We start from the raw sequence: 19,848 nt of genomic DNA, 5'->3' as shown, positions 1-19,848 counted from the left end.
AATCGCCATGTTCGAACCCGCACTGCGCCAGCTCATGACAGGTCTCTTGTTGGCTAGTCTTTTGCTGATCTCGGGGTGCCTTACCTCGGAAAAGCCTTTAATCGCCACTAGCGACTTTCCAATCCCAGCGGGCACGAAAGTTTTGCAATACAGCGATAAGACGGGAACCTACCAGGAACCAAAAACATCCTCTCTCAAGACACTATCGATCCGTGATGGTTGGTATGTCTATTCCGAACTTGACGCATCGGGTATGGCCTTCAAGTTGCGCAAGGTCACCGCCAGTTCCTGGGTAGTAATGATGCGTACCGGGCTTGAAACCGGTAAGTACGCCTATGGCTGGATGAGGCACGAAGGTGACCTTTATGTGATTTACCTGGGTGACGCCGAGCAATTCCGGAACTGGAAAGGCCAAGCCGAATTGAATACCGACTGGGCCGTGGTGAATGCCAACGTCCAGATCTTTTCGCTGGACTACTTGGCGAACATCATGCCGGCTGCCATTGCCGCTCGCGCGTACGCAAAGCCCATGGCGTTCAAAGTAGCAGACGCTGCAACCGTGAAGGCTGATCAAACTATCGTAACGCCCGAGATGCTGGACCGTATACGTAAGGCGAATGAAGCCCATATCAGCAAGCTCAATGCGCAGATCAAGGAGAACGAAGAGAAGACCAAGGCGTTGTGTGGCGGCCGGGTCTGCGTTATCCGCAATGACACTACGCTCTACCGCACCGAGAAATCCGACCCACCCGTGTGGTACTACCAGGATGGCCGCCTGGCCCCTGAATCGGTATGGCCAAAATGAACATCGGATCAAGCCTTGCAAGTCTTGTTGCAGCGACCTGTATATCCATGGGCGCCTGCGCCCAATCCCAGTTAACGCTGTGCAATGAAAACCCGACGGAAAATATCAGCACCGCCGTCATCTATCGGGTCAATCAACCCTTTGATAGAGAGTGGGTAGCGTACGGATGGGTGACAATTGCCCCAAACAAGTGCGTGGTGGTAGCGCAAACACCCAGCGGCTATTTGGAGGTGTTCCTGTCCACGCTCAGCCAAGACATTCACGGCGGGAAAGCCCACATCATGCATTTTGCTTTCAATGAGTTCAGTGAGAATAATTCAACGGCATCCGAGCGTTTTTTTGCGTACAGGACGAAAGCTTCAAGCGAACACTGGGAACGATTGATGCACATCAAAACTGCCCTTCTGGCTGGTATAAACAGCTGTTTAATCTATTCGTCAATGCCGAGCCTGACAGTAATTTCAAACTGCGCCTCTAGTGCGTTTGCGATAGATTACGGGGGCGATTCCAGCCCGTTCACGACAGGCAGCAACGACCAGAAGCTGCAGCTCGTATATAGCCGTAGAACGGATCACCGGCGCTGCTGTAACCGATGACATGAAGGGTCGCAAAGGGGGTTTTCCAACCCACTTATCATGATGTTCATGGGAACCTGATCGATGGCAAGAGATGCAAAAGTCGATTCAAAAAACGAGACTTTTATCACGCAGGAGATTGAGGCCCTGGTCGAACCAGCCCCCGATGACGATGTGGTTCGCAATGGAATCTGGCACGCACGGCTCAAGGTCCAGGCGCGCAAGCTGAGTCACTCGACCCAGTTTGTCATTGCCGCTGCGGTGATCCTGGGACTTACCATGTTCTTCGTCGGCAAACTGGTAAGCGAACGAATAGAAAATGCCGCGGTAAATAGCGCAGCAGAAGCCGGCGCCCAGTACATGGACACGTTTCTGGAGCCTTATGTGCAGGAGTTGAGCCGAGACAACAACCTCTCGGCTGCAAGCGTCCAGTCCCTGGACCTTCTCACGCAAAGCCGTGCGTTAAAACAGCACATTGTCTCGATCAAGATCTGGCGAGCGGATGGCACGGTGGTCTACAGCACGAACAAAGCCATCACCAACCACAAATTCCCAATGGATGAGATCACCGAGGCACTCAAGGGCAAAGTGGTCACCGACCTTGAAGAGTTGAACCAGGATGAGAACGAGTTCGAGCGTATGCTCAACATGCCGCTCTATGAGATCTACGCGCCCCTGCGGGATTCCAACTCCAGGAAAGTCATTGCGGTGGGCGAATTTTATGAAAAGGCCGATAGCCTCAAGCGCGAGATCAATCGCGTCCGACTGCAGGTATGGGTGGTCGTTGGCGCCGCGACGCTGGCAATGCTGACGCTGCTTTTCTTCATCGTGCGACGCGGTGACAAGATTATCCAGCGTCAACAAATTGCACTGCGCTTACGGCTGCTGGAGCAAACCCGCTTGCACATCAGCAACGCCGAACTCCAGCGCAAGATGGCGACCGCTACCCAGGAGTTTTCCCGTGTCAACGAACTCACCTTGAGGCGCATTGGTGCAGACCTGCACGATGGACCGGCGCAGTTGTTGACCTTGATTCTGATCCGGCTCGACGACTTGGCCGAAAACTGCTCCGCTGTCGATCAGGAGTCGCTGGAAACCATTCGTGGCGCCGCCACAGATGCATTGCGTGAGGTCCGCGATTTATCACGAGGCCTGGCACTGCCGGAAATTAACGACTTGAGCCTGGTGGAAGAGTTGCAACTGGTGGCGCAACGGCACGAGCAACGCACTGGCACCAAGGTCACATTGACCCTGGGCCTGCTACCGAAGGTCGCGCCACTGCCGCTCAAACTCTGTTTGTACCGTTTTGTGCAGGAAGCCCTCAACAACGCTTACCGTCATGCCAACGGAGAGGGTCAGGTCATCCAGGCGCAATACATTGATGAAGAATTGAACATCAGCGTCAGGGACAGTGGCCCAGGCATGGCGGAGGACGCCATGCTGCTCGATGCGTCCGGCAGAACCCGATTGGGGCTCGCCGGTTTGCGTTATCGCGTTGAATCTCTGGGCGGGTTGTTCAGCATCGACTCCTGCGCCTCCGGCACGTCGGTAAATGCTCAGTTCAAACTCTAGTCAGGAACCGCTCCAGGCGTCCATTTGTGTTTGCGCAGCTCCGATGTGAAGTCGCCCGACAGCTTCGCGCTCCCTGTAATGCCGTAGAGCGGTGACTGCTTCAACACGATTTCGGGCGTGGAGTTTCTGCATCACGCAGCCCATGTGGTGCTTGACGGTTTTTTCGCTGATTAACAGCTTTGACGCAACTTCCCTATTGGTCAGCCCCATTGAAACTTCACGAATGACCTGCTCCTCGCGATGAGTCAGACCACACATGTGAATTTCCGCTTCGTGTTTTTTGATGTTATTCAGCAGCTTGTTGGCAAACTCAGGGGTGATGTACGTCTCCCCCTTGGCAACCGACCTGATCGCCTGGACCAGTTCCGGTCCGCTGACACCTTTCAACACATACCCTCGCGCGCCGGACTCCAGCGCCATAAAGGCGTCATCTTCGGATTCTGAAACGGTCAGCATCAGCACCTTCACATCTGACAGCTGAGTGGAAATGAACCGCACCGTGGCGAAAACATCGCCCGGCATATTGACGTCCATCAACATCACATCCGGACGCACCCTCTGGGCAATATCCCTGGCCTCTTGCGCATTGGCGCCCTGCTCCACGACCTGAAGGTCCGCCCGTTTTCTCAAGGTATTGGCTACACCCTCACGCAACAACGGATGATCGTCAGCAATGCCAATGCGAATGAATGGACTCATGACGCGCTCCCCCAAAGGATTTGCACTCGAACACTTATTGATTAATAGCAGGGAACCTGGAAAGACGCCGGTCGTCAGTTGTGCGTCCCAGGCTCCCAGCGCTCGGAAATCAGACTTAGGTCGGATGAAATCCGGTCATCAACACGCGATCATTGTTACAAGACCCCAGGCATTTATAACCCAACCCATTGTTTTAAAAGGACTCTGAACACGTCAGAACACAGACAGCCTCATAAAACCCGGATCCATCTTTCATCCGACCAACAGTCGCTCTCCGGTCAGCACCTGGCTCAACTGTTCGGCTTGGAAACAGCCTCATGAAAACCCTTCTGATTCTGAGGGTGCCATCGTTACCATCGACACCGGTTCGACAGGAGGAATGCAATGGAACTGAAGTGGTGATTCCCGGGGCAGGACATTGGTCGATGGAAGAAGCGCCTACGCAGACCATTCGGGCGATTCACGACTTTTTGCAGTGACCGTCTGTGGCAGGGCAAAATTTGTCTACGAATCGTTGTCGAAGCCTTGCGCCCTGCCTGTTCGACGGGCAGTCGCTCGACACTGCATCTGCCTACCGCTTAAAGTGCCGCCCCCTCAACCGTGGATCGCCACCAAATGACTGAGACCTTCCAGGGCAGTTGCCTTTGCGGCGCCATCCAATACCAACTCCGGTCACGTCCCAAAGCTGTTTCGCACTGCCATTGCAGCCAATGCCGCAAAAGCCATGGCGCTGCATTTGCGAGCTACGGAAGTGTCTTGCGGGGCGACTTTGATCTGGTACAGGGTAACGACGACATCCGTTCTTATCCTTCCTCTGAATCTGTCGAACGCCAGTTTTGCACTCGCTGCGGCTCGTCGCTCTTCTGGTCAAATAGCCAGGGCGAATACTCCGACTGGATCTCCATAGCCCTCGGTACGCTGGACACACCCTTTACTTGCGATAAACAGAAGCATGTCGAGGTGACGTCCAAGGCTGTATGGCATGACATTCAGGATCACTGGCCGCAGTTTCGATAATCGCTTTGTGGCTCGATCGCCAATATCAAATCGTCGATCCGGTCACCTCAAAGGCCGAGCGAGAAGCATTGGCTCAAAAGCTTCGAAACCTGGCCGCGACAGGACTCATCGGCAGCGATAACGTAGCCCGTGTTGCATCGACCGGTTGAAACCCCAACCAATAGCTGACCTTGCAAGACAGCTGCCTGACGACCAGTTTTCCACTGCTATGCTGATAACACCTGTTTCTGCACTGGGGACGAGTAGCATGGCAGCACAAGGCAAGCATTCCCCATTCACGCTCAAGGCTATGGCCTGCTGGGCTGGGATTCTCCTTGTACTTTGGGCTGCCATAAAGCTGCTCGACACTCACCTCGAACTGAGATTGTTGGCAGATAGCACGAGCTGGCTGCTACGTTTTTCGGAATGGCTTTCGCTGGAAACGTCAATGCCGAATTGGTCACTGCTGGTGATAATCGCGATTTTAATCAGCACTCTGTCTGTAGCGATTTACTACGCCCGCAACACTGATGGCGATTACGACGAGCTACATGAGATAGAACGAAAAGTTTACAAAATGAACAACCCTCAGTTTCCACGATTGACAGATAACCAAACGCTACTGATGGAAGCTTTGGCCTATCATGCAAACTTCAGGAAAGTCGCAAACCTGAACTCAATCTGCAAACTTGTCTCACTCAGCACAGCAGAAGTTGAAGCCGATCTAAAGCAACTTCAAGCCATACGTCTTATCAAACAAAAAGTGACACGAGGTACGTTTGGCGCCACCACTTTTGAACTTACCTTGGCAGGCAAGGATTATGCATTAGAGCGATTTCAGCTAACGTAGCACAGGCAAAGTGGAGGTAGGCTGGAAGTTATTTTTTGAGAGGCATAATTTTCCCACCGGGCGAAACCATTCATCTTTTCACAAGATCAAGTGGCCCCAATGGGAAATGCCTAAGGATGCGATCCTAACTCTACAGGACCGTCGCTTTCCGGCTAGAACCAAACATCCACACAAGCCATTCAGCCAGGTACTTCCAGACTCCGCTTTGCAGACCACAGGTTTACAGACTTTGGTAGCGCCGTTCGAAATCACTGGCCAACTGTTCAAGCGTGACGCTTCCCAAGCGATCTATAAGCAGTGCCTGCGCCGCATCAAACGCGTCGGTCAGCGCAGCATTCACCGCTTGCTCCACCAGGCATTCTGGATGGTCGGTCGACAGACCGATGGCGAAAAGCGAGGACGAGCCCAAAGCCTGATGGATGTTCAACAGTGTGATATCCGCTAATGGTTTCGCCAGCGTCCACCCCCCACGGTGCCCCTTTTCCGAGCGCACATAACCCCCGTCCTTGAGCAGCGCCATGGTCCGCCGGACCACCACCGGGTTGGTACCGAGCATCTGCGCGATGGTATCGGACGTGGCGGGCTGTTCGTGTCGGGCCATGTGGATCAGCACGTGCAGCATACGGGACAAGCGAGTGTCATTTCTCATGGATGGCGGTTTCCTGAAGTTGCGTGTGCCGAGTATCGCTCGACACAGCATAAGTTACGAGACTGTTGACACCCTGACATCACGTAACTTACGTTGTATCTAGAGTTTTCGAGCAGGTCGAAGACCCAGGGAGACTGATCAATGGTTTATGACGTGATCATCGTTGGCGGCAGCTATTCCGGTATTTCCGCAGGCTTGCAACTGGCACGGGCGCGCCGAAAGGTGTTGGTGATCGATGCAGGTCAGCGCCGTAACCGGTTTGCTCACAATTCACATGGATTTCTTGGGCAAGACGGTCGCGATCCCGGCACGATAGCCAGCGAGGCACGTGCCCAGTTGCTGGCCTATCCAACAGTTGAGTGGCTGTCGCAACCCGCCATCCAGGCAAAGACGGGCGATGGTGGATTTGTGATAACAGCCGCGAACGGGGAACAATTCGCGGCGAGGCGTCTGATCCTGGCCACAGGGGTGGTGGATGAGTTGCCTGCAATTCCCGGGCTGTCAGAGCGCTGGGGGCAGCGAGTGTTTCATTGTCCGTATTGCCATGGATATGAACTGTACGGCGGACAGATTGGAGTATTGGCGGCGTCGCCAGTTGCCATCCACCAATCGCTGATGCTGCCCGACTGGGGGCCAACGACACTCTTCCTCAACGAGGTATTCGAGCCTGATGCCGAGCAGTTGGCGAAGCTGGCCAGGCGTGGGGTTGCGGTGGAGCGTGAACCTGTCTTGTCGGTTGGCGGTGAACAAGTCGATGTGACACTCGTCAGCGGTCGTGTGATCAAACTTGCAGGGCTGTTCACTCAGCCTCACACGCGTATGGGCAGCCCACTGGCAGCGCTGCTTGGTTGCGAGTTTGAAGCCGGGCCGACAGGTGAGTTCATCAAGGTCGATGCGATGCGCGAAACCAGTGTACCCGGCGTGTTTGCCTGCGGGGATGCGGCAATAGCCGCAGGTAATGTGGCAGTCGCAGTGGGTGACGGCGCACGCACGGGCGGCGCAGCACACCAGTCGCTGATCTTTCGCTGAATACGGGTAGCAAGCGGATTAAGTGCGTCCGTCGGCACCCGACCTTCTCATGCCGATTGCCTGCGCCAGGTGCCGGGTGATGTGCCGAACTGGCGTTTGAATGCGCGACTGAACGCAGCTTCGGATTCGTAGCCCACTGCAAAGCCGATTTGCGCCACATTGCCGCGACCTTCGCGCAGTTGTTGAGCCGCCACGTGCATGCGCCAGAGCGTCAGGTATTGCATCGGTGGCTGGCCGACCAATGCCGTGAATCGTTCCGCGAAAACCGAGCGCGACATGCCCACTTCAAGCGCCAGGGCTTCTGCCGTCCAGCCCTCGGTTGGGCGAGCATGAAGCAGTGCCAACGCACGCCCGATATGTGGATCCCGCAAACCCGCCAGCCACCCGCGCCGCTCGGCGGGGAGGCTCGCGACGTACTGGCTGACGGCTTCGACGAAGAGCAATTCGGATAACTTGGCGATGACCGTTGTCGAGCCAACGCGCCCCGCCGCGATCTCACTGACAGCAAACCGGAATGAGCTTTCAATCCAGGCACCCGAAGCCGTCGCGCGCATGTCCAGTTTCAATAAGGATGGCAGCGACGAGAGCAATGGACTGAAAGGGGTTTCAGTGCCGAGGAACCCACACAATAACTGCGTGACCTCGCCGCCACCGCCGCACTTGATACGTGAAATGCCGCCGACTTCCGGCGGCTGAATAACGTCGCGCGCCGACATGGGAGCAACGCTCAGGTCGCTGCCAAACGTATGAACGTCATTGCGCGGAAGCAGAATGAGTTCGCCTGCCCCCACGTCGAGGGGGGCTTCACCGTCGATTTTCAATTGCATGTGCCCCGCAGCGACAAAATGCGACGCAATGACATGTCGAGGGGCCGCCAGGAACGGTTTGCAATCGTCCGCAGAGATTTTTCCGCTGAGGCACCAGGGCGCAGTGAATTCCGCCTCGAGGAAGACTCCTCCAGACAGCCGAATGACACGCAAGACATCAGAAAGCGCATCCAGCAATTGCCAGCCCTCCTTTCCGGAGTCCGGAGCATGTAATCAGGCGCACCGGTCATTCTGCGCCTGAACGGCGAGGCCTAGATTAGCACCAACGCGGACTCAGTGATCGGGACACTCCCCAGAGGCTTCACCCAGGGTCACTGGCTCCGACGTTAACCGTAATGGCCCCCTTCCCACTCGATCAGGAAGCAGGAGATCGATATGAACACCGTCGCTACCCTACCCGGCACAGATTCAGGCAACGCCGCCCGTTATGCTCAACTTGTCAGATCATCGAAGAAAGCCGAATGGCAGATTGATCGCGATTTGCTCCAGGACCGCAACTTCGACTTCTCGCGCAAATTCTTGCCCGACGGACTCTCGCGGATCGACCGCCTGACCTTTCTCACCATGGAAGAGGCGCGCCTGCTCAGTCAGATTCAAGGCCGAACCTATGCGTATATCTTTGGCCTGGTCGAGCGTTTCATCAGTGCCAAAATGCTCGATCAAGGTCGGGCCCATGTCTTTGACGATCAGCTCGCGCTTGAAGCGCTGGTGCGCTTTTCCAATGACGAGATCAAGCATCAGGAGCTGTTCCGGCGCATAGAAACGATGATGGATGCGCAATTGCCGGCGGGATATCGTCAAGTGGCCGATCCGAACGATGTGGCGCGTGCAGTACTGGCGGCCAGCACCTGGTCGGTGCTGGCGCTGACCTGTCATATCGAGCTGTTTGTTCAAACGCATTACGCAAAAAGCATCGCCCCGCGTGAGGAGTTGTGCCCGCTCTTCAAGGATGTCTTCAAATTTCACTGGAAGGATGAAAGCCGGCACGTCGTACTCGATGAGCTGGAATGGAAAGCGGAGCATGCGAAACTTTCGCCAGTCGAGCGCGACCAGGCCGTGAACGACCTGATTGCGCTGGTGGCAGCCGTCGATGCAATCCTGCAGGCACAATCGGCATCCGATGCCGGCTACTTCATTCGCAATGTTCCACGCTCATTCAGTGTTGATGAGACCGCGCAAATCAAAGCCTCGGTGCTGGGCGCCTACCGCTGGCAATACATTATCTCGGGCGTGCAACATCCACACTTTGGCCAACTGCTTGCGCGCATGACAACACCCGAACAGATGTCCAGGATTCAGACCGCACTGGCTCCCATCATGAGCAACTGATCTACAGGGTGCGGCCGACCTCGCGTCGGCCGCGCGGATGTGCAATGACGTGCTGGATTGAGGATGGCAGCCATGACGATACCGATGTGGATGTTGCTTGGATTCGCGACCTGGACTTTGCTGCTGCTGATGGCAACCGTCGGGGTGTATCGCTGGGTCAGAATCCTGTTCTCGAATGTTCCGATTGCCTCTTTCCGAAGCGATCAGCCCGATGGCGAGGATTGGTACCGGCGCGGAACACGAGCGCATGCGAACTGTGTGGAAAACCTGCCGGTCTTTGGCGCCATCGTCTTCGTGATTTCAGCCCTTGGTATCAACACACCCGCCGTTGACTACTTGTCCATGCTCGTCCTGATCGCTCGCGTGTGCCAGTCGCTGGTTCACGTATCTCATGTGCAGACAAACAGGTTCGTGGCGGTTCGGTTTACCTTCTATTGCGTTCAGTTGGTCTGTTTCCTTGCGCTCATTGTGATAGCGGCGAGTTACGGCGTATGAGTAAGGGATGAAGTGTTCGCTTGCCGCAAACGTCAAGGGCAATGCGTTGCCGCTCTCGGCAAGCATGTGCCACGGACCCACCTCAGCGACCCTCCAACGCCCTGAAAAACAAGGCACTCAGCGAATGGCCTGACTTTTGCTCTACTACCTGGTTACTAACCAAGGAGTGTCAAAATGATCGGAAGCAACCTACCTCCGCTGCCTTACGTAGATGCGCTAAAAAGGTCTTTGGCGAGCGGCAACGTGACCGCCGGCAAGATACAAGTCGCCAATGCGACAGCGGAAACCCAGGCGCAGATCGATAAAAGTTTTCGCGAGGCAGAGCGCGATCTGGAACAGCTGAAAGCCCGCTATAAACCTGATCAAAGCTCGGCGACGTTCGACGCGAAAAGCAACGCTATCGAACGGCCCAATGTGCAGTCCCTCAGCAGCAGCGACGCTTCGCATGGTCCGATAGACCTTCAGCCTCTGATCGAAATCGGACGCCATGAAGAGACAACCCTCAACGCTAACCATGGCGACTTTTCGATTGATAGCACTGCGGTCTATCAGGAGTGGCTGCTGGCTCGTGGAAGCGTTGATGTAACGGTGTAGGCAAATTGTGAGGGGCACTCAAGTAACCCCTTCTGATCCTGAGGGTCACGTCGTTACCATGGACGCCGGTTCGACAGGAGAAATGCAATGGAGCTGAAGTTCAGTCACGTCGATGTGCTGGTCACGAATCTCGAAGAAGCCTGTGCTTACTACGCACAGACACTGAAGGCCAGGATCTCTAAAACGCTGGTCTGGGAACGCGGTGGCCTGCACGTGCGCTACGCGATTGCGTTGATCGGTCAGGAGCGTTTCATGCTGGTGCAACCGTTGGCGGGGAACCTGAAGGACCTCCTGGATTCCTCGGGCGAAGGCATGATTTATCGCCACTGCTACTCCACGCCGGACATCGAGAAGGCCTATGACGAATTGATCGCCACGGGTGTTCAGCCAGAAGACGAAAACGGCAAACCACTGGCCCGCGCGAACCTGCAATCCCCGTCCGGGACCCGCATCATCTGGTTGCCCAAGCGCTTCGGGCACTTCTCCATCGAGATATTGGAAGACAAGGCGCTGGAAGCATTTATCGAGGAGGCGTTTGCCTGAAAGAGGTTGGGGTGAATGCTCGCTATAAGGATGACGCCTTCATCGCATAGACGTTTAAGGACTCCACGCACACTGGTGAACGGCAACTCGCTGGCGAAGGGATGCGCCGCATCGGATATCCGCACTCAGGAAGTGCTGCCATGCCTGCTCCCCTTCCCCGCAGGATCACGCGCCGGACAGGCACGTGATCCTGCGGTATCACTACAAAAAAACCATCATCGAAGTTCTATCTTCGAAACCTGAGTGAGTGACCGGCCCGCAAGCTGTTTGGCCATTCAACACCGATCAGAAATCGACTGTAGCCGACAGCTGCAAGGTCCGTGGATATCCCGGAGAGAAAGCACCATACGAGGCAACGCCCGACCAGTACTCACGATCGAAGACGTTCTGAACCGTGGCGCGGAACGTGGTCGGTCGACCTTCGATCTTGGTGGTGTAACGCGCCCCCGTATCGAAACGCGTCCAGGAATCCAGCTCCTGGGTATTAGCCTGATTGACGTATTGGCTGGCGGTGTAGATTGCACCGCCAGTAAGGGTAAAGCCTTCCACCCAAGGCGTATCCCATTCAGCCCAAAGGTTGGCTTGTACGTCGGGCACGCCCACAGGCTTGTTGCCTTTGTTGGCGGCAGTCGCCGAATCCGTCAGTTCGCCATCGAGGAAAGTCACCCCGCCCATCAAGCGAGTACCCGTCGCCACTTCACCGAACATGCTCAGTTCCACGCCGCGGTTGCGTTGCTCTGCCTGTACCGAGAACACATTGCCTGCGCCAATTTCACCGCTTGGCTTCTCGATCTGGAACAACGCCAGGGTGGTCATGAACGTGCCATGTTCATATTTGACGCCGACCTCGTGTTGCTTCGACTCATAAGGGGCGAACGTTTGGCCGGAGTTGGCCGCGGTGCCCGGTGCGATATCACCTTTACTCAGGCCCTCGACATAGTTGTAGTAAAGCGAGACGTCTTCCCAGGGCTTGACCACCACACCCACCAGCGGGGTCGTGGCACTGTCGTCGTATCTGGAGCTGACCGAGCCTGCCGCGTTGTAGTTACGCGACTCGATGTCCTGTTTGCGTACGCCCAGGGTCAACTGAATACGGTCGTCCAGTACGGACAATGTGTCGGTCAACGCGACGCCAGACAATTCGGATTCGGAAACGCGCAGCACTTTGGGTGCGTTGATGGATTGTTTGGGCACATCCACCGGGTGGTAGATGTTCGAGTTGATGACCGTCCCGTTGTTGATCCCCCGGGACAACTCGTCTTGATAACGGGTCGCCATCAGCGTGGTCGTATGGGTGACCGGGCCGGTGGCGAACACGCCGCGGATACCCACATCGGCCGTCGAGCGATCGACGTTGAATTTGTAATAACCGGGGATATTGCTGGTGTCACCGGCGTCGTTAAGGATTCGCGGCACCTGGTCGGACATCCGCTTGACGTCTGCTTTACCACCACCAGCATGGGCGAAGACAGTAACCGCATCACTCAAATCATACTCACCGCCCAGCAATGCCGATTGTTCCTTCGTGTCTGACCATCCCCAATCCTGCGGCAAGTTGGTACGACCATTGGGCGCCGAGGGAACATCGACACCCGGCGCGACAGTGAATGGCCTTGAAGGGGCATCAAAGCTTTCTTTCTGACTGATGAAATCGAGGTTCAAACGCAACCGTTCGCCCTGATAATCGAGCGCAATGGCGCCGATATCGACCGATCGTTCCTGGTCATCAACGGCGGTGTCGCCGCCCTGGAGGCTGCCATTGAAGCGCACACCGAACTGATTTTCGTCGCCAAAGCGGCGGCTGATATCCAGGTGACCGCCCATTTGTGAGTCCGACGCGTAACTGGCGGTAAAGCGTGTCAGGTCTTCGGCCAGTGGTCGCTTGGGCACGATATTGATCACGCCACCGACACCGCTGTTCGGCGAGATCCCGTACATCAAGGCACCCGGCCCCTTGAGGACTTCGACGCGCTCGGCATACTCAGTGAATACCCGATAGTTGGGCGCAACGCCGTACACGCCATCGAAGGCCAGTTCGCCCAGGTTGCCTTCCCCCACCGGGAAGCCGCGTATGAAAAACGAATCGACGATGCCACCGGTTTGACCGGTAGAGCGGACCGAGGGATCGCGCTCCAGCGCATCGGCAACGGTCACCGTTTGCAAGTCGGCCAATGTCTTGGCGGTGTAGCTGGTCACACTGAAGGGGGTGTCCATTACATCCTTGTTGCCCATCATTCCCAAGCGCGCACCGCGAGCAACCTGACCACCGGCCAAGACTCCCGGAAGCGCAGTCGGACCGTTGTAATCGGCATTGATGTTAGTCGTCCCCAGCGTCAGGCCTTCAGCGCCAGGCTCCGGTTGCTCGGCTTGCTCGGGCTCGGCGGCCCAGGAATTGGCGCTTCCTGCGGCCAGGGCGAAACTCAGCATAGCGGTACGGATGGCCAGTGTTAACACGCGCTCACCGCAAGGTCGACTTGCAACAGACATGACGAATGGATCCTTTTGACTAAGGTAAAATGGTTATCACTCTTATTTGCCAGTCGAGATCCAAAAAAGTATCACCGTGAACGAACTTTTTTCAGCGGTCTGATTGCACTGCGTAAGGAATGTAGTTTCAGTGGGCGTGCCGGCACGGCAACGACGGGACAGGCCGTCCCGAGCCTGCTGAATGCAGGCCCGGTTCATTTTTCGAGCCGGTCGCGAGCGGGGGCGACCAGGCGCGGGGGTTATTGCCTGGCGGTGTTTTCGCTGCCGGGCCAATTCAACAAGTTATGGGTAAAACCATAACTCGCGGCCTGGTAATAGGTAATCGCACGTGCGATCAGGGGATCGTCGAGTTGAGCCGTCACCTCTTGACTGGCGCCCAGTGCGTCATCGTGGCGTCGCAGCATCGCCCGCGGGCTGAGAATTGCCAGATCTTTACCATCGAACAGACCAAGGTGTTGGTAATTGCCTACCAACACGCGGGGTGGCAAGGTTGAAGGCTGAAGCAAATCGCGACCAAAGAATGTCGATTCGTAATTCAGGTTCAACAGACCCAGCAGGGTTGGAGCCAGGTCGATCTGACTCGCCAGCTGACCGTCCTCACGTGCCGCCAGGAGCTTGGGTGCATAGATGAACAAAGGGATTTGGTAGTTGCGAATCGGAAGATCCTCCTTACCAGCGCTGCCCGCGGTGTGGTCAGCGACAAAGACGAAGACAGTGTCGTCGAACCAGGCTTTCTTTCGGGCGGCTTCAAGAAACTTGCCGATTGCATAGTCGGTGTACTTCACCGCGCCATCACGACCGTCACCGGATGCAATATCGATCCTGCCTTCAGGGTAAGTGTATGGACGGTGATTGGAGGTGGTCATCAGTTGCAGCAGGAACGGTTTTTGATTGGCAAAATTCTCGTCTGCCAGCTTCAGCGTTTGCTGGTAGAGGTCTTCATCCGCCATACCCCAGGCGTTTTTGAATTTGATATCCGCTTCATCGACACTGCTTTGATCGACGACCCGATAACCGTTCCCGCTGAAGAACGCATTCATGTTGTCAAAGTAGCCACGGCCGCCATACACAAACACGCTGTCATAACCGACGTGATTCAGCTGTTGGCCCAGGCTGGCGAAACCACTTTCACGGCCTACCCGTTTGACAATGGAGCGTCCTGGCGTCGGCGGGATAGACAACGTAATGGCTTCCAGGCCACGGTCCGTCCTGGTGCCAGTCGCATAGAAGTTATTGAAGTACAGGCTCTCTTTACGCAATTGGTCGAGGTTCGGCGTCAGGTTGTCGGGGTTCCCGTTGCTACCCATGTACTTGGCGCTGAAACTCTCGATAGTCACCAGAATAATATTGTGTCGCCGGGTCTTATCGTTCGAGGTCACGGTACGGCGGACATTGAGCGAATCCTTACCGATGAATTGCACATCGCGTTCCGCCAGTTCCTGCTGGATGTGCCGGCCAACGACATCATTCGGCAACGTGCCGTAGAACTGTTCGTAGTCCAGTTCGTTGTTGCGAAATGCGGCAAAAAACTGATACGGACCATTGCTGGCCAGCTCATGTTGATAGGTGTTGCCGCCCTTGCCACGTGGAGTGACCTGGTCAACGACCAAAAGAACGACGGCGCTCATGGCAAAAATCACCCCGATACTCAGCAAGCGCTGGCGCCAGGACGGTAGCGGCGCACCGATCACCCGCTGTAGAGGCTTGTGCAGAGCAATACAAATGACAACGGCGATCACCGCCAGCCCGCTCAACAATTTGCCGATCGGGTAAGACTCCAGGATGTTGTTCAGCACCTCGTCGGAGTACACCAGATAGTCCACGGCGATAAAATTGAAGCGCACGCCAAACTCGTCCCAGAACAGCCATTCAGCCACGGCAGTAAACAGCATGGCAAAAACGCTTAGCGTCAGCAGCCCTTGCAAGAACCAGCGGTGCCCACGTGAACGCCACAGTGAGGGCGGGCACAGCAGCACATACAGGCTCATTGGCAGAGCGGCGTACAGTAAAAAGCTCAGGTCGTACAAGACGCCGATGCCAAAGATCGACAAAAACTCAGTACCTGCCTCTGATAAATGAGAGACGAGTAAAGCCAGACGGGTAAGGAAAAAAATCACTAGCCACAGGCCTGTGATCATCAGTAGGAAACGCAGCGGGGCTGAGGCAGGAAAACGCATCTGAAACTCCTTGTTGTACTCCCCCCAGAATGGAAATTGTTGGGCCGGTTGGCCAAACAAAGTCATAAGCATTAAGACATTCTTGTCTTCCAATGCACTGAGTTACGACCCATTTGGAGGGAGGTCAATCTATCCGGCGAATTAGCAAAATTTTGTCAAAGCGATGAGCAGTATAGGTATTAAAAAGGTTTAGCTGTAAGTGTCCGGCAAACAGCTTCAAGGTTTGATCTGGCCCTGATTCGCACACAAGGAGCCCAGCCCGAGCAACAGGGCGGAACGCTTGGGTTTCAGGTACGACTCGATCCGCGTCAGGGTGCAAGGCGCCAGGGCTTGTAATGCCGCAGGTAGCGGCTCCTGGACAAACAGCAGACCCGGCGCATGGGCTACGCTGCTGACTTGCGACTCGTTGATCGAACTGACAGGCCGCCCCATGTAATAGACCAGGCGAATGTCCGCATCGCCCAGGCTATAGGCCGGGATGTTTGGGTATGCGTCGGTGGCGGTCTTTATCTGCGCAAATCCGTCGATCCGATGGGCGAACACCCGCTCTTCAAGACCCAGGTAGAACAGCGTGTACCCCACAAGAACCACGGCCGGAACAACTCGCAGACTCCAGCGCAGCCAAGGGTGTCGGGCCTGGGTCAGCAGTTGGCTCCAGTGCCAGGCCAGCAGCAGGGCAATGGCCGGGTAAATAGGCAGCAGGTACTTGGCGTGCTTTTCGGTGAACAACGAGAACAGCAGCAGCGGCACCAGAATGCAGCACAGCAACAGGGTCAGCTGTGGACTCAGGCGGATGGCGCGCCAGAGTTGCCGCGGCCGCACCAGCAATATCAGCCAGAAGGGAAAGAAATCCCCAGCCAGATACAACAGATAGGCATACCAGGCTTCTGCCCCCTGGCCATTGATTTTCTTGACGATGTCTTCATTGAGGATGGCCGACCAGACGCCCCAGCCCTCCTGCATTGACACCGCCAGATACCAGGAAATCCCGACCAGCACCGCAAGCATCCAACCCCAGCCGTCACACAGAAAAGCTCGAGCCAGACGATCGCGGCTGATCAACGCATAGACCAGTATCGGTGCCGTCACCCACAACAGGCAGACCGGCCCCTTGGTCAGCAAGGCACAGCCGAGCAGCCCGTAACTGAGCCAGACCCAGGTGCGAGCGCCTTGCTCGAACAGAAAGCGCCATGCACAAAACAGAGCCAGCAGACACAGGCCCGTCAAAGGCATTTCGATTTCAGCCCGACGGGCAAACAGGCTGAACCCGGCATTCGCCGCCAGGAACACCACAGCCAGCAGCGCCACTTGTCGCCCGGCGAATGCACTCGCCTGGCGATACAAGGTCAGACAGCACAGCGTCGAAAACAGCGCCGAAGGCAGGCGCACGCTCCACTCAGAGAGGCTTCCCAGCAGTGACGTGCTGACCAGGGCCAGCCAATAGAACAGTGGCGGTTTGGACAGGTACAGCTCGCCATTCATGTACGGCAACAGCCATTGGCCTGCCTCGTGCATTTCCCGAGTCGTAACGGCGCGCCGGGCTTCATTGACGCTCATGAACGGCAAACTCCCCAGCCCCCAATAAAACAGCAGCAGGAGCAACACCGCCACACCCAGGGTTGGCCAGTCCAGCGCGCGCCGCGTGCCTTGCATCGGCTGGAATGCCTCACTTTTTGTACTCATACGCACTTAACTCCTTCCCCAAGATGCACGAGAACGCATGAGTCTGCTCAAGGCTTATGGGTAAACGAATAGAACAAGTTCGGCTCGGCCACGACATACAAATGGCCTTGCGCATCCATGGTTACGCCTTCCGGATGCACCTTGGGCGAGAAAAAATCCTGCACGCCTTCGAGCAGACTTTTGTAGCTGACAAAGCGGCCGTCCTTATCCAACTCAATCAGTAATTTGGACTGCTCGCTGAGCATGATGAGATGGCCAGTGCCCGGATCGAAATAAGCGTCTGCCAGATCACGCCCGAAAACACTACGGTTCACCCATTCAGTCCGATCGATCAAGTTGATGGACAGGTTTCCATTCAGACTTTTAGACACGCCATCAATTTCGTAGAGCTGTCGCGGATCGCGCTCCTTGATGACAAACAAACGGTCCCCGACAGGGTCATAGGTCACCCCTTCAAAGCCCTTGTTGTTTGTGCTCAGGTTGACGCCTACGGTGATGAACGGCTCTGCGCCCTTTCGAATGGTCGCGGACTTCTCGGGCAGTTGAATGAACGTCAGGCGCTGGTCACCCTCTTCGGAGACAACCACTCGACCATTGCCCATGTAGGCCAATCCTTCGGTATCGTCAAAGCCTTCAAGCAGATAACGTTCGAGCACGTTGCCAGCCCGGTCGAGTGCGACAATTTGCATGAGGCCGCCATTGGTAATGGCCAGCAACCGGTCATGGTCATAGTCGTAGGTAATGCCTGAGATGTCTTCTTCAATGCCCTCGACTGGCTTCGCAACTACATCAGGCACAAAGCCTGGCAGCCATAACCCAGTCGCCTGACTGGCGCTGCCCCAGCTTTGCACTACAGAGTGGTAAATCTGATGGGGCCAGTAGAAACGGCAGGAAACCGCCCCAAGCACTCCTAATAACAGCAACACCAAACTGGCAATGCGTAGCCGATGTCGGCGCTGAGTCCTGCGCGCCACCAGAGCCGCACTCAATTCAAAACTCATAGAACTACTCCGGCCGTTACAGGGGGTGCTTCCACACGAATGAGTAAACCTTGTCTGGCGCGGCAGACTGGCAGCTATGGTTGTCCGCGTCCGCGCCAACCAAGAACCACTCAGCCCTTGAGGTGTCGCCAACACTGCGAGCTTTTTGTGGGTCATAACAGCGTGACAACTCATGCGCGGGCACTAACGCATAGGCCTGCGGATGGTTACGAAGCCACAGTGCCGATTGCTCCAGAGCCCGGTTGTCCACAAAGCCAAAATGCACAATGGGTTGCTGCGCGAACAACCAGTGTCCTTCGCGCCAACCGACCAGCACCAACTCGGAGTTTCCAGTCAGTCGCGCCACTTCACGCATGATCGTTTCGTGAGGGTTAATGCCTTCTTTGCGAGGCTCGATGAAGCCGCGCACAAACCACGCGCACAACCACACCGCAGTCAGTACAACAAATACCGTTCTGCCTCTCGGACGCTTGCTGAACCAACGACGCAGCATCCACGGAACAAGTGGCGCCACTAACAGAATCAGTGCGGGTAACGCAGGAAAGACATACAGCTTGCGTTTGCCACTGCTCAGACTAAAAAACAACAGCACCAGTACCACCCAACCGAGTAGCACCAACACTCGACCGTCGTGCTTGGCCAGTTGCTTGCGCCAGGCGGGCACCAGCCATGGCAGCATGAAAAAAATCGGTACCCAGTATTTGGGAATGACCTTGACGAAGAAGTACCAGAAAGGCTCGCGGTGATCCCAGGCATTGGCGTAACGGCCAGCCGTTTGCTTCAGCAGGATTTCCTGAGCGTAAGCCAGGCTATCGGAACTGCCCTGCAGCACGATCACCACCAGAGGCCCCAGCCAAACCGCAATTGCAGCCAACGCCACCGGCAGCCCCAGCCACCAGGCCCCCGCTTTGCCGGGCATGGGCACCACGCCTTTCCAACCTTTGCGCACTGCATACGCGTAGGGGATCAGCATCAACACCGGCAGAAAGCCCACACCTTTGCTGATGATTCCAAACCCCATGGCGGCACAGGCAACGTAGTACCAACGCCATGCCGGGCCGAGCAACAGATGCCGGCATAAGCCATAGATCCCCAGAATGATCCAAAGGGCCAGAAAACCATCGATCTGCCCCGTCCGTAAAATGCTGTAGGTCTGGTAGGTCGCGAGAAACAGTATCGCTGCGATGACACCGACACGTCGGCCCCACAAGCGCCGGCCCAGGTCATACAGGCAGCCCGTGGTAACGGCGCCCGCCAATAGCGCGGGTAAGTAGAGCGCCACTTTGGGCAGGTGGGTAAGCTGCACGAACAGCGCCACGGCCCACATGAAAAGCGGAGGTTTGTCTGCGTAAATTTCACCGGCGCGATGTGGAATAAACCACGAACCGTTCTGCAGCATTTCCAGGGCTACGCCGAGAAAACGCTCTTCATCGACGTTCAGCGGCTGGCGCCAGCCGAGACCGGCTCCCACCAGGACCAACGCCAGCACCACAAAAGCCAATAACTCCAACCGCGAAGAAGATAGTCGTATCCGCAC

Annotated in this window: 18 protein-coding genes; 10 read left to right on the top strand and 8 right to left on the bottom strand. The window is 56.1% G+C overall.

Going from position 1 to position 19,848, the window contains the following annotated elements; all coding sequences use genetic code 11:
* Positions 1-7 precede the first annotated feature (7 nt).
* The 3 genes from ACYZUC_RS02345 to ACYZUC_RS02335 all read left to right on the top strand — a co-directional run bounded on the left by ACYZUC_RS02345 (position 8) and on the right by ACYZUC_RS02335 (position 2,952).
* Positions 8-805, top strand: a complete 798-nt coding sequence (locus ACYZUC_RS02345; RefSeq protein ID WP_461993230.1) for a hypothetical protein — start codon at positions 8-10, stop codon at positions 803-805.
* Positions 793-1,401, top strand: a complete 609-nt coding sequence (locus ACYZUC_RS02340; protein WP_461993228.1) for a DUF1036 domain-containing protein — start codon at positions 793-795, stop codon at positions 1,399-1,401. The genes ACYZUC_RS02345 and ACYZUC_RS02340 overlap by 13 nt, the downstream gene beginning before the upstream one ends.
* 63 nt (positions 1,402-1,464) lie before the next feature.
* Positions 1,465-2,952 carry a sensor histidine kinase gene (locus ACYZUC_RS02335; RefSeq protein WP_461993226.1) on the top strand — a complete coding sequence of 496 codons (1,488 nt, stop codon included), beginning with the start codon at positions 1,465-1,467 and terminating at the stop codon, positions 2,950-2,952.
* On the opposite strand, the gene ACYZUC_RS02330 is transcribed toward ACYZUC_RS02335, so the two are convergent.
* A complete protein-coding gene (locus tag ACYZUC_RS02330) occupies positions 2,953-3,651 on the bottom strand; it encodes a response regulator (RefSeq protein ID WP_223416280.1) in 699 nt (232 codons plus the stop codon). It lies immediately after the preceding gene.
* A gap of 615 nt (positions 3,652-4,266) precedes the next feature.
* Here ACYZUC_RS02330 and ACYZUC_RS02325 point away from each other — a divergent pair.
* Positions 4,267-4,668 (top strand): GFA family protein, encoded by a 402-nt coding sequence (locus tag ACYZUC_RS02325; RefSeq protein WP_461993224.1) that lies wholly within the window; start codon positions 4,267-4,269, stop codon positions 4,666-4,668.
* 247 nt (positions 4,669-4,915) lie between these two features.
* Positions 4,916-5,497: a hypothetical protein gene (locus ACYZUC_RS02320; protein WP_461993221.1), complete on the top strand. Its 582-nt coding sequence runs from the start codon at positions 4,916-4,918 to the stop codon at positions 5,495-5,497.
* Positions 5,498-5,717: 220 nt separating this feature from the next.
* On the opposite strand, the gene ACYZUC_RS02315 is transcribed toward ACYZUC_RS02320, so the two are convergent.
* The gene (locus ACYZUC_RS02315; protein ID WP_461993219.1) at positions 5,718-6,146 is read right to left on the bottom strand and encodes an Rrf2 family transcriptional regulator; all 429 of its coding nucleotides are present in this window, start codon (positions 6,144-6,146) and stop codon (positions 5,718-5,720) included.
* Positions 6,147-6,287: 141 nt separating this feature from the next.
* Here ACYZUC_RS02315 and ACYZUC_RS02310 point away from each other — a divergent pair, with 141 nt between their 5' ends.
* Positions 6,288-7,175 carry an NAD(P)/FAD-dependent oxidoreductase gene (locus tag ACYZUC_RS02310; protein ID WP_461993218.1) on the top strand — a complete coding sequence of 296 codons (888 nt, stop codon included), beginning with the start codon at positions 6,288-6,290 and terminating at the stop codon, positions 7,173-7,175.
* Positions 7,176-7,222: 47 nt separating this feature from the next.
* Here the strand turns inward: ACYZUC_RS02310 and ACYZUC_RS02305 are convergent, their stop codons facing one another.
* On the bottom strand, positions 7,223-8,179 hold the full coding sequence (locus tag ACYZUC_RS02305) for an AraC family transcriptional regulator (RefSeq protein ID WP_461993217.1): 957 nt from the start codon (positions 8,177-8,179) through the stop codon (positions 7,223-7,225).
* A 198-nt stretch (positions 8,180-8,377) separates the two neighbouring features.
* Here ACYZUC_RS02305 and ACYZUC_RS02300 point away from each other — a divergent pair, with 198 nt between their 5' ends.
* The 4 genes from ACYZUC_RS02300 to ACYZUC_RS02285 all read left to right on the top strand — a co-directional run bounded on the left by ACYZUC_RS02300 (position 8,378) and on the right by ACYZUC_RS02285 (position 10,963).
* Positions 8,378-9,331 carry a diiron oxygenase gene (locus ACYZUC_RS02300; protein WP_461993215.1) on the top strand — a complete coding sequence of 318 codons (954 nt, stop codon included), beginning with the start codon at positions 8,378-8,380 and terminating at the stop codon, positions 9,329-9,331.
* Between the two features lie 72 nt (positions 9,332-9,403).
* Positions 9,404-9,826 (top strand): MAPEG family protein, encoded by a 423-nt coding sequence (locus ACYZUC_RS02295; RefSeq protein ID WP_461993213.1) that lies wholly within the window; start codon positions 9,404-9,406, stop codon positions 9,824-9,826.
* Positions 9,827-10,000: 174 nt separating this feature from the next.
* Positions 10,001-10,420, top strand: coding sequence for a hypothetical protein (locus ACYZUC_RS02290; protein ID WP_461993211.1), 420 nt, complete (start codon positions 10,001-10,003; stop codon positions 10,418-10,420).
* An 87-nt stretch (positions 10,421-10,507) separates the two neighbouring features.
* Complete coding sequence (locus ACYZUC_RS02285) at positions 10,508-10,963, top strand: VOC family protein (RefSeq protein ID WP_461993209.1); 456 nt, start codon at positions 10,508-10,510, stop codon at positions 10,961-10,963.
* A gap of 285 nt (positions 10,964-11,248) precedes the next feature.
* On the opposite strand, the gene ACYZUC_RS02280 is transcribed toward ACYZUC_RS02285, so the two are convergent.
* From ACYZUC_RS02280 to ACYZUC_RS02260, 5 genes are all read right to left on the bottom strand, one after another.
* Complete coding sequence (locus ACYZUC_RS02280; protein ID WP_461993207.1) at positions 11,249-13,450, bottom strand: TonB-dependent receptor; 2,202 nt, start codon at positions 13,448-13,450, stop codon at positions 11,249-11,251.
* A 239-nt stretch (positions 13,451-13,689) separates the two neighbouring features.
* Positions 13,690-15,627 carry an LTA synthase family protein gene (locus tag ACYZUC_RS02275; RefSeq protein WP_461993205.1) on the bottom strand — a complete coding sequence of 646 codons (1,938 nt, stop codon included), beginning with the start codon at positions 15,625-15,627 and terminating at the stop codon, positions 13,690-13,692.
* Positions 15,628-15,843: 216 nt separating this feature from the next.
* A complete protein-coding gene (locus ACYZUC_RS02270; RefSeq protein ID WP_461993203.1) occupies positions 15,844-17,310 on the bottom strand; it encodes an ArnT family glycosyltransferase in 1,467 nt (488 codons plus the stop codon).
* A 47-nt stretch (positions 17,311-17,357) separates the two neighbouring features.
* Complete coding sequence (locus ACYZUC_RS02265) at positions 17,358-18,311, bottom strand: SdiA-regulated domain-containing protein (RefSeq protein ID WP_461993201.1); 954 nt, start codon at positions 18,309-18,311, stop codon at positions 17,358-17,360.
* Positions 18,312-18,327: 16 nt separating this feature from the next.
* The gene (locus tag ACYZUC_RS02260; protein ID WP_461993199.1) at positions 18,328-19,848 is read right to left on the bottom strand and encodes an ArnT family glycosyltransferase; all 1,521 of its coding nucleotides are present in this window, start codon (positions 19,846-19,848) and stop codon (positions 18,328-18,330) included.

It is taken from the genome of Pseudomonas sp. GT1P32 (assembly GCF_054897805.1).
Note: the sequence above shows the minus strand (reverse complement) of the source record. Positions and strands in the feature narration are given on the sequence as shown.

Bases quoted from the DNA above. Each gene is read 5' to 3' on its own strand.
- ACYZUC_RS02310 (WP_461993218.1), top strand. From the start codon at position 6,288: ATGGTTTATGACGTGATCATCGTTGGCGGCAGCTATTCCGGTATTTCC.
- ACYZUC_RS02335 (WP_461993226.1), top strand. From the start codon at position 1,465: ATGGCAAGAGATGCAAAAGTCGATTCAAAAAACGAGACTTTTATCACG.
- ACYZUC_RS02275 (WP_461993205.1), bottom strand. From the start codon at position 15,627: ATGCGTTTTCCTGCCTCAGCCCCGCTGCGTTTCCTACTGATGATCACA.
- ACYZUC_RS02280 (WP_461993207.1), bottom strand. From the start codon at position 13,450: ATGTCTGTTGCAAGTCGACCTTGCGGTGAGCGCGTGTTAACACTGGCC.
- ACYZUC_RS02265 (WP_461993201.1), bottom strand. From the start codon at position 18,311: ATGAGTTTTGAATTGAGTGCGGCTCTGGTGGCGCGCAGGACTCAGCGC.
- ACYZUC_RS02300 (WP_461993215.1), top strand. From the start codon at position 8,378: ATGAACACCGTCGCTACCCTACCCGGCACAGATTCAGGCAACGCCGCC.
- ACYZUC_RS02315 (WP_461993219.1), bottom strand. From the start codon at position 6,146: ATGAGAAATGACACTCGCTTGTCCCGTATGCTGCACGTGCTGATCCAC.
- ACYZUC_RS02340 (WP_461993228.1), top strand. From the start codon at position 793: ATGGCCAAAATGAACATCGGATCAAGCCTTGCAAGTCTTGTTGCAGCG.
- ACYZUC_RS02330 (WP_223416280.1), bottom strand. From the start codon at position 3,651: ATGAGTCCATTCATTCGCATTGGCATTGCTGACGATCATCCGTTGTTG.
- ACYZUC_RS02345 (WP_461993230.1), top strand. From the start codon at position 8: ATGTTCGAACCCGCACTGCGCCAGCTCATGACAGGTCTCTTGTTGGCT.
- ACYZUC_RS02295 (WP_461993213.1), top strand. From the start codon at position 9,404: ATGACGATACCGATGTGGATGTTGCTTGGATTCGCGACCTGGACTTTG.
- ACYZUC_RS02290 (WP_461993211.1), top strand. From the start codon at position 10,001: ATGATCGGAAGCAACCTACCTCCGCTGCCTTACGTAGATGCGCTAAAA.
- ACYZUC_RS02325 (WP_461993224.1), top strand. From the start codon at position 4,267: ATGACTGAGACCTTCCAGGGCAGTTGCCTTTGCGGCGCCATCCAATAC.
- ACYZUC_RS02320 (WP_461993221.1), top strand. From the start codon at position 4,916: ATGGCAGCACAAGGCAAGCATTCCCCATTCACGCTCAAGGCTATGGCC.
- ACYZUC_RS02270 (WP_461993203.1), bottom strand. From the start codon at position 17,310: ATGAGTACAAAAAGTGAGGCATTCCAGCCGATGCAAGGCACGCGGCGC.
- ACYZUC_RS02285 (WP_461993209.1), top strand. From the start codon at position 10,508: ATGGAGCTGAAGTTCAGTCACGTCGATGTGCTGGTCACGAATCTCGAA.